Origin of the sequence: Streptomyces sp. NPDC001532 (genome assembly GCF_040298625.1) — a bacterium.
Classification (GTDB): Bacteria; Actinomycetota; Actinomycetes; order Streptomycetales; family Streptomycetaceae; genus Streptomyces.
The window spans coordinates 1-5,250 of the sequence record NZ_JBEPAL010000086.1 but is presented as its reverse complement, the minus strand read 5'-3'; the positions used below and the strand labels follow the sequence as shown (position 1 = coordinate 5,250).

The 5,250-nt window shown below is 71.6% G+C and carries 6 protein-coding genes; all 6 read left to right on the top strand.

Annotated features, from left to right (window positions below; all coding sequences use genetic code 11):
• Positions 1-33: 33 nt before the first annotated feature.
• The 6 genes from ABT232_RS38150 to nusB all read left to right on the top strand — a co-directional run bounded on the left by ABT232_RS38150 (position 34) and on the right by nusB (position 5,144).
• Positions 34-552, top strand: a complete 519-nt coding sequence (locus ABT232_RS38150) for a shikimate kinase (protein ID WP_351849359.1) — start codon at positions 34-36, stop codon at positions 550-552.
• Positions 549-1,640 carry a 3-dehydroquinate synthase gene (gene aroB / locus ABT232_RS38145; RefSeq protein ID WP_351849356.1) on the top strand — a complete coding sequence of 364 codons (1,092 nt, stop codon included), beginning with the start codon at positions 549-551 and terminating at the stop codon, positions 1,638-1,640. Before ABT232_RS38150 ends, aroB begins: the two co-directional genes overlap by 4 nt.
• 301 nt (positions 1,641-1,941) lie before the next feature.
• Complete coding sequence (locus ABT232_RS38140; RefSeq protein WP_351849354.1) at positions 1,942-2,829, top strand: Pro-rich N-terminal domain-containing protein; 888 nt, start codon at positions 1,942-1,944, stop codon at positions 2,827-2,829.
• Between the two features lie 152 nt (positions 2,830-2,981).
• Positions 2,982-4,088, top strand: coding sequence for an aminopeptidase P family protein (locus ABT232_RS38135; RefSeq protein WP_351849351.1), 1,107 nt, complete (start codon positions 2,982-2,984; stop codon positions 4,086-4,088).
• A gap of 52 nt (positions 4,089-4,140) precedes the next feature.
• Positions 4,141-4,707 carry an elongation factor P gene (efp, locus tag ABT232_RS38130; RefSeq protein ID WP_351849348.1) on the top strand — a complete coding sequence of 189 codons (567 nt, stop codon included), beginning with the start codon at positions 4,141-4,143 and terminating at the stop codon, positions 4,705-4,707.
• A gap of 2 nt (positions 4,708-4,709) precedes the next feature.
• Positions 4,710-5,144, top strand: a complete 435-nt coding sequence (gene nusB, locus ABT232_RS38125) for a transcription antitermination factor NusB (RefSeq protein WP_351849347.1) — start codon at positions 4,710-4,712, stop codon at positions 5,142-5,144.
• Positions 5,145-5,250 lie beyond the last annotated feature (106 nt).

Genomic DNA, 5,250 nt, shown 5'->3' with positions numbered 1-5,250 from the left:
CGTGCGGTCGTACCTCGACAACCTGCACATCCGATGAGTACCGGTCCTGTCGTCGTCCTGGTCGGCCCGATGGGGGTGGGCAAGTCCACCGTCGGGCAGCTGCTCGCGCAGCGGCTGGGAGTCGGCTACCGGGACACCGACGACGACATCGTCGCCGAACAGGGCCGCGCCATCGCCGACATCTTCGTGGACGAGGGCGAACCCGCCTTCCGCGCCATCGAGAAGCAGGCCGTGCATCGGGCGCTCGCCGGCCACGACGGCGTCCTGGCGCTGGGCGGTGGCGCGATCCTGGACGCGGACACCCGCGCCCTGCTGGCCGGCCTGCGGGTCGTCTACCTGTCGATGGACGTCGAGGAAGCGGCCAAGCGCACCGGCCTGAACGCGGCACGCCCGCTGTTGGCGATCAACCCGCGCAAGCAGTGGCGGGAGCTGATGGAGGCCCGCCGGCATCTGTACGAAGAGGCGGCCAGCGCAGTCGTGGCCACCGATGCCCGCACGCCGGACGAGGTCGCCCAGGCGGTGCTGGACGCACTGGAGTTGAAGGAAGCATGAGCGAGTCTGTGACGCGGATCCAGGTCGGCGGCACCCCCGGCAGCGAGCCGTACGAGGTCCTGGTGGGCCGTCAGCTGCTGGGCGAACTGGCCGGTCTGATCGGCGACAAGGCGACCCGGGTGGCGATCATCCACCCCGAGGCGCTGGCCGACACCGGTGACGCGCTGCGCGCCGACCTGGCCGGGCAGGGCTACGAGGCGATCGCGATCCAGGTGCCCAACGCCGAGGAGGCCAAGACCGCCGAGGTCGCCGCCTACTGCTGGAAGGCGCTGGGCCAGTCCGGCTTCACCCGCACCGACGTCATCGTCGGGGTCGGCGGCGGTTCCACCACCGACCTGGCCGGGTTCGTGGCGGCGACCTGGCTGCGCGGCGTGCGCTGGATCCCGATCCCGACGACCGTGCTGGCCATGGTCGACGCGGCGGTCGGCGGCAAGACCGGCATCAACACCGCCGAGGGCAAGAACCTCGTCGGCTCCTTCCATCCCCCGGCCGGAGTCCTCTGCGACCTGGCCGCGCTCGACTCCCTCGCGGTCAACGACTACGTCTCCGGGCTCGCCGAGGTCATCAAGGCCGGCTTCATCTCCGACCCGGTGATCCTCGACCTGATCGAGGCCGACCCGGAGGGCGCGCGCACCCCGGCCGGTCCGCACACCGCCGAGCTGATCGAGCGGTCGATCCGGGTCAAGGCGGAGGTGGTCTCCTCGGATCTGAAGGAGTCCGGTCTGCGGGAGATCCTCAACTACGGCCACACCCTCGGCCACGCGATCGAGAAGAACGAGCGCTACAAGTGGCGGCACGGCGCTGCCGTCGCCGTCGGCATGCACTTCGCCGCCGAACTCGGCCGTCTGGCGGGCCGGTTGGACGACGCCACCGCCGACCGGCACCGCACCATCCTGGAGTCGGTGGGCCTGCCGCTCAGCTACCGCTACGACCAGTGGCCCAAGCTGCTCCAGACCATGAAGGTCGACAAGAAGTCGCGCGGCGACGTGCTGCGCTTCATCGTGCTGGACGGCCTGGCCAAGCCGACCGTCCTGGAGGGTCCCGACCCGGCCGTGCTGCTCGCCGCCTACGGCGAAGTGGCCCAGTAGGTCCCGGAGAGACCCTTCCGTCCGATTCGCCTTGCCCGATTCGCCTTGCCGCGCCGGGCACTTCGGGCCGCCCCCGGCCGTTCACCAAACGATGGCCAGGGGCGGTACCGTTCGGTAGCGAGCGGGTTCGCACCCGCTGCCAGCGCCAATTGCCTGTCGCGAGTGAGCCGGAGAGGCGCTCCGGTGGCGAGGGGCCGAGCACACGGAAGGCCCCGGCGGCCGAGCGTGGTCGGACTCTCGACGCCGGCTCAAGCGCCCCGAAGGCGAACGAGCCAAGAAAGACGAGACGGAGTGGCACCGGATGCAGCACGCAGTGGGGTCTCCGCTGCCGCCGCCCCACCAGCCGGGGCACGGTCCGGCCGCCGGCTGGTCGCCGGCCGCACACCACCCGGGTGCGCACCACCCGGGCCCGCACCAGCCAGGCCCGCCCCAGGGCCCCGCCCCGGTGCCGCAGGGCTCCGCCCCCGTGCCCCCGCCGCCACCGGCGCCGGGCTTCACCGGAGGGCAGCAAGCTCCCCATGCCGCGGTGCCGCCGCACGTACCGGACACCACCGGTCATGTGCCGCTGCCGCCCGGCGGCCCCGTCGCCGTCCCCAGCGGCCCGCCGGCCGTCGCCGCGCCCGACCCGGCCACCACCACCCTCGCGGTGCTGCTGATCGGCCCCGCCGGCGCCGGCAAGACCAGCGTCGCCAAGTACTGGGCGGACCACCGCCGGGTGCCCACCGCCCATATCAGCCTCGACGACGTGCGCGAATGGGTGCGCTCCGGATTCGCCGATCCGCAGTCCGGGTGGAACGACAGCTCGGAGGCGCAGTACCGGCTGGCCCGCCGCACCTGCGGCTTCGCCGCGCGGAACTTCCTGGCCAACGGCATCTCCTGCATCCTCGACGACGCCGTCTTCCCGGACCGGCCGGTGGTCGGCCTCGGCGGCTGGAAACGGCACGTCGGCCCGGGGCTGCTGCCCGTCGTCCTGCTCCCCGGCCTCGACATCGTCCTGGAGCGCAACGCGGAACGCTCCGGCAACCGCCGCCTCACCGACGAGGAGGTCGCCCGCATCCATGGCCGGATGGCGGGCTGGTACGGCTCGGGGCTGCCGATCATCGACAACTCCCAGCTCGACGTCCCCGGCACGGCCCGCGTTCTGGACGAGATCCTGGCCCGTTCGATCGCCAGCCCCCCGAAGTGGTGAACGCGAGGGCCTGAGCCGACGGAAAGGGCGCGGGGAACTGCGCGATCGATCCCCGCCGCCCGCACCCGCCACACGACCATTCGCACCACAGGCTCGCCCGAACGGAACCTCCCCAACCGGCACGATTCGCCCGTGGCTCCTACGCTCATCTCATGTCAGAGGTGTACGCGACCCGCCGCACGCGGGTACGAGAACGCTGTAGCGCGAGCGGCACCACGGGAGCGTTGATCTCCCGTCCCGCCAACGTGCGCTACCTCGCGGGCGCGGCACCACACGGTGCCGTACTGCTGCTGGGCAAGCGCGAAGACCTGCTGGTGTGCGCCGGCCCGCCCGACGACCGCCCCGCCGAGGGGCGCCCCGACGAGGCGCTGCGCCGGCACACCCTGCCGGGCCCGGGCGGTGATCCGGCCGTCGCGGCCGCCGGTCTTGCCGCCGCAGAGGGAGCCGACTCCCTCGCCGTGGAGGAACACCACCTCACCGTCGCCCGGCACCGGGCCATCGGCTCCGTCGCGCCCCGGCTGCGCCTGGCCGACCTGGGCAGCGCGGTCGAGCAGCTGAGGGTGGTCAAGGACGAGGAGGAGATCTCCTGCCTGCGCATCGGCGCGGAGATCGCCGACCAGGCCCTGGGCGAGCTGCTGGAATCCATCCTGGTCGGCCGGACGGAACGGCATCTCGCCCTGGAGCTGGAACGCCGGCTCGTGGATCACGGCGCCGACGGTCCCGCCTTCCGGACCTCCGTCGGCACCGGCCCCAACTCCGGGCGCCGCGGCCACCGGCCCACGGACCGGCGGGTCGAGGAGGGCGACTTCCTCTCCGTCTGCCTGGGCGCCACCTACCGCGGCTACCGCTGCGAGATCGGCCGTACCTTCGTCATCGGCACCTCGCCCGCCGACTGGCAGATCGAGCTGTACGACCTGGTCTTCGCCGCCCAGCGGGCCGGACGGGAGTCGCTGGTGCCCGGCGCGGCCTACCGTGATGTGGACCGCGCGGCACGGCAGGTGCTGGACTCCGCGGGGTACGGCGAAGGGCTGCCGTCGATGACCGGGCACGGTGTGGGACTCGAAATCGACGAGGACCCGCAGTTGGCTCCCGCGGCCATGGGTAAACTGGACGCTTGCGTGCCGGTCACCGTCGAACCGGGGGTCCACCTCCCGGGCCGGGGCGGCGTCCGGATCGATGACACGCTCGTCGTCCGCCCCGAGGCGGACGGCGGACCCGAGCTACTCACCATTACGACCAAGGAGCTGCTCGCACTATAGGCAGGTGCGTGCCCCCGGGGTCGTCCACGTCAGTCCAGGAGATTCCGCAACCGTGGCTTCCACGAACGACCTCAAGAACGGCATGGTGCTCAAGCTCGAAGGCGGCCAGCTCTGGTCCGTCGTCGAGTTCCAGCACGTCAAGCCCGGCAAGGGCCCGGCCTTCGTGCGCACCAAGCTCAAGAACGTGCTCTCCGGCAAGGTCGTCGACAAGACCTTCAACGCCGGCGTCAAGGTCGAGACGGCCACTGTCGACAAGCGCGACATGCAGTTCTCGTACATGGACGGCGAGTACTTCGTCTTCATGGACATGGAGACCTACGACCAGCTGCACATCGACCGGAAGGCCGTCGGCGACGCCGCCAACTTCCTGATCGAGGGCTTCACCGCCACCGTCGCGCAGCACGAGGGCGAGGTCCTGTTCGTCGAGCTGCCCGCGGCCGTCGAGCTGACCATCGCCGAGACCGAGCCGGGCGTCCAGGGCGACCGCTCCACCGGTGGCACCAAGCCCGCCACCCTGGAGACCGGCCACCAGATCCAGGTCCCGCTCTTCATCACCACCGGTGAGAAGATCAAGGTCGACACCCGCTCCAGCGACTACCTCGGCCGGGTGAACAGCTAACCGTGGCTGCCCGCAACACGGCCCGCAAGCGCGCCTTCCAGATCCTCTTCGAGAGCGACCAGCGGGGCGCCGACGTCCTGACCGTCCTCGCGGACTGGGTCCGGCTCTCCCGGGCCGACACCCGGCAGCCGCCGGTGAGCGAGTACACAATGCAGCTGGTCGAGGGCTACGCGGAGCACGCGAAGCGGATCGACGAGCTGATCGCCCAGTACTCCGTCGGCTGGACGCTCGACCGGATGCCGGTCGTGGACCGCAACATCCTGCGTCTCGGGGCGTACGAGCTGATCTGGGTCGACGAGACCCCGGACGCCGTCGTCCTCGACGAGATGGTGCAGCTGGCGAAGGAATTCTCCACGGACGAGTCGCCCTCGTTCGTCAACGGCCTGCTCGGCCGGCTGAAGGAGCTCAAGCCTTCGCTGCGCCGCGACGGCGCCTGAGAGACGACAAGACGCCGAGGGGCCCGCAGCGCATGCGCTGCGGGCCCCTCGGCGTCTGGGTGCCCGTGGGGCCTGTGAGGCCCGCAGAAAGCCGCCGGGCCCGCGA